Annotated in this window: 3 protein-coding genes; all 3 read left to right on the top strand. The window is 69.4% G+C overall.

Features of this window, described 5'->3' with window-relative positions; translation table 11 throughout:
* Positions 1–43: 43 nt before the first annotated feature.
* The 3 genes from DD1DGNOD_RS18435 to DD1DGNOD_RS18425 all read left to right on the top strand — a co-directional run bounded on the left by DD1DGNOD_RS18435 (position 44) and on the right by DD1DGNOD_RS18425 (position 3,240).
* Positions 44–598: a TetR/AcrR family transcriptional regulator gene (locus DD1DGNOD_RS18435; RefSeq protein WP_131770701.1), complete on the top strand. Its 555-nt coding sequence runs from the start codon at positions 44–46 to the stop codon at positions 596–598.
* A gap of 386 nt (positions 599–984) precedes the next feature.
* Positions 985–1,935 (top strand): phosphatase PAP2 family protein, encoded by a 951-nt coding sequence (locus DD1DGNOD_RS18430; protein WP_131767710.1) that lies wholly within the window; start codon positions 985–987, stop codon positions 1,933–1,935.
* A gap of 183 nt (positions 1,936–2,118) precedes the next feature.
* Positions 2,119–3,240 (top strand): OmpA family protein, encoded by a 1,122-nt coding sequence (locus DD1DGNOD_RS18425; protein ID WP_131767709.1) that lies wholly within the window; start codon positions 2,119–2,121, stop codon positions 3,238–3,240.
* Positions 3,241–3,311: the final 71 nt, after the last annotated feature.

The raw sequence follows: 3,311 nt of genomic DNA, 5'->3' as shown, positions 1-3,311 counted from the left end.
GTACGGTACCGTATGGAAGGGGACTGTACGGTACCGTACGGAAGTGGCGCAACGGGCGAGGCTCTCCGCGGACGACTGGGCGGACGCGGCGCTTGCCGCGATAGCCGAAGGCGGTGTCCCCGCGGTCGCGGTCGAGCCACTCGCCGTCCGTCTCGGCACCACCAAGGGCAGCTTCTACTGGCACTTCCCCAACCGGGACGCGCTGGTGGTCGCCGCCCTCGCCCGGTGGGAGCACCGGTACACGACCGAAGTGATCGACAAGATGGATCGCGAACCCGATCCGGTCACACGACTGCACAGCCTGTTCTCGACCGTGATCGCTGTGGCCGAACGGGACCGGACCGAGGTCGCCCTGTTGGCCAGCGCCGATCACCCGGCGGTCGCGCCGGTACTGGCACGCGTCACCGCCCGCCGGGTCGACTACACCGCGGATCTGTTCGTCCAGCTCGGGTACTCCCCGCAGGAGGCCAGGCTGCGGGGTGTCCTGGCGTTCAGCGCGTACCTCGGGTACGCCCAGCTCCTGCGGGCCGCCCCCCAGGTGCTGCCCGCCGATTCCGACGCCTACCGGCGCCTGGTCGGTCGACTCCTGGCCGGGTGAGCTGGCCGGGTGAGCTGGCCGAGTGAGAACGTGAATCGGCTGCGAACGCACGCGGTCAGGTCGCTGGTTGTGCCTGCCGGGTGGGAGAACGCAGACCTTCCGGCCGCGTGGACAATGTAGCCTCGGTCAAGAGGTCCACCCGAGATCGGGTAGCGGGTGGACGGCAGGGAGGGCCCGACGTCGTCGACCAGCGGCCACTGGGCGTCGGGGCGGATGCCGCCCTGGTGAACAGCCCGGTTTGCGCCGCCGGTCGTCCGGACGGCCTGGTGTTGGCGAGAAGGCTGGCACGCACAGTGATGGTCGAAGTCGAGGGCTGCCGCCTGAGATGCGCCCGGACGTAACGACCGGACCACTGGGCAGGCCGGGTCGGAACCGGGAGGGCACGGATGATCCACACACGCCGCAGGTCGAACGGTCTGCCGGTGGTGTGGATCGAAGTCGCTATGATCATCGTTTTCTACTACACCTACACGGCCACCCGGTCGGTAGCGGGCGGTTCCGTCCGCAACGCGCTCGCGGTCGGGTGGGACATCATGCGCATCCAGGCCGACCTGCACCTCGATATCGAGCTCGGGCTCAACCACTGGCTACAGGGCGTTCCCGTCCTTGCCGTAGCGTGCTGTTACTACTATGCGACGCTCCATTTCATCGTCACGCCGAGCGTCCTGGCCTGGCTCTATCGCAAACGCGCTCGTCACTACCTGGCGGCCCGCTGGACGATCGTGTGCGCAACCGTGATCAGCCTTACCGGGTTCTTCCTGCTTCCGACGGCACCACCGCGCCTGCTGTCCGGCGCCGGCTTCATCGACACGATGGCGTCGTTCCACAACTGGGGCTGGTGGGCTGGTAACTCCAGCGCCGCCCCCAAGGGGCTCGGCGGCATCACCAACCAGTTCGCCGCCATGCCGTCCCTGCACTGCGCCTGGGCGCTGTGGTGCGGTTGGAACATCGCCCGCCTGGCACGGCACCGCGTGACCAAAGTGCTCGGCGCCGTCTACCCAGCCGCAACGGTCTTCGTGGTGATAGCCACCGCCAACCACTACGTGCTGGACGTGCTGGCGGGCTGGCTCGCGCTCGGGCTCGGGGCCGCGGTAACCGCTGTCGTGATGCGGTTCGCGCACGGACAGGGGCAATCTCCCGGACGCCCGGTCGACCAGACCGGTCACCCGGCTGACCAGACCGACGACCAGGCCGACGGTCAGACCGGTCACCCGGCTGACCAGACCGACCGTCCGGCCGACCAGCAGCCCCGGCGCCAGCCACACCTACCCCAACCGGCCGCGATCGTCCGCGCCGGCGGTGCGCGCACGGCGCTCGTGGAGCCGCCCCGGGGATGACACTCGTGGCGCCACTCCGGGGATAATTGGCGACCCGGTGCAGGTCACGGGCATATCGATGTGCGAAAGTTGACCCGCGGCGGGTTGTTCGCCGTGCTCCCGTCGGCCGTTGGGTCGTTCCTCCGCAGGCGTTGGCGGTGGCGCGTCCCGAAGGCGTCCCCAGCCAGAATCCGTGCGGAGACCATGTCGATGTCCTTGGCCCAGATGGTTGCGGTGAAGCGGCCCCATCCTGTCGCGTTTTCGGTGTTCCTCGTCGTCGCCTGGCTGCTGCTTGCGCTGCTGGCGCTCGGCCTGCGGCGCGGGCCGATCGAGGACGAGCTTTCCGACCGGGCCGTCCTGGCGGTGCGCTCGCACGGCCAGACCGGTGCGCAGGTGAGCTTCGACGGCCGGGACGCCACCGTCCACGGCACGTTCCCCAGCGTCGCGGACGCCGAGACGGCACGCCAGGTGGTGGCGCGGGTGTCCGGAGCACGGTCGGTCTCGTTGGGTAGTGACATTCACATCGTCCCGGCAGTGCTACCCGGAGTGGTTGCCAAGCCCTTCGTGATCGCGGTCGACGGTGGCTCGCTCACCGTCACCGCTACCGTGCCCGACCGAGCTGCCCGTGAGCAGTTGCTCGGCGCTGCCGCCGCGGCGAGTTCCGCCACACTGACCGGGAAGGTGACGGTCGACCCCGATGCGGCCGCGCCGCCGGTCACCGCCCTTGCGGATCTGACCCGCACGCTTACGGCGGTTGCCGGTGAGCACAAGGTGACGATCATGGGTTCCTCGGTGGTCGTGGAAGGGAGCGTGGGGGACAGCGACGAGGTGACCCGGTTGGGTTCCGACCTCCTCGCCGGGGCTCGCAAGACGCAGCCGGCCGCCACTCTTGACAACCGTCTCACCGTCCGATCGGTGGCCTCGGCTCTCCCACCGGTCGGCGAGGGCACAGAGGGCACAGCGCAGCCGGCGACCGGTCGTCTTGTCGGGGCCGTTGCCGAGGACCGGATCACGTTCGAGACGAACAGCTCGGAGCTGACTGAGGCTGACCGCGTCCACCTCGATCGGATCGCGGCGGTACTGCGGGAGAGCGAGCTCAGCGTGCTGCTGGCAGGTCACACCGACACACGGGGCCCGCGCGCCGTCAACGAGGCGTTGTCGCTGTTGCGGGCGCAGACTGCCGCCGGCTATCTGTCCGACCGTGGCGTGCCCGCGGAACACCTGCGGGCTGCGGGGTTCGCCTGGGACCATCCGGTGGCGACAAATGACACCGAGGCCGGGCGTGCCGCCAACCGGCGGGTGGAGATTTCTGCTCTTGTACCGTAAGTTGTCGCATCCCTGGGCCGACGAGCCGGGGTACCCGTGCCGTCAGACCGGGGAGTCGTGCTCAGGGCGGT

Origin of the sequence: Candidatus Protofrankia californiensis (genome assembly GCF_900634765.1) — a bacterium.
GTDB lineage: Bacteria > Actinomycetota > Actinomycetes > Frankiales > Frankiaceae > Protofrankia > Protofrankia californiensis.
This window is presented reverse-complemented; position numbering and strand designations above follow the sequence as displayed.

Coding starts and splice junctions, on each gene's coding strand:
- DD1DGNOD_RS18430 (WP_131767710.1), top strand. CDS start 985: ATGATCCACACACGCCGCAGGTCGAACGGTCTGCCGGTGGTGTGGATC.
- DD1DGNOD_RS18425 (WP_131767709.1), top strand. CDS start 2,119: ATGTCGATGTCCTTGGCCCAGATGGTTGCGGTGAAGCGGCCCCATCCT.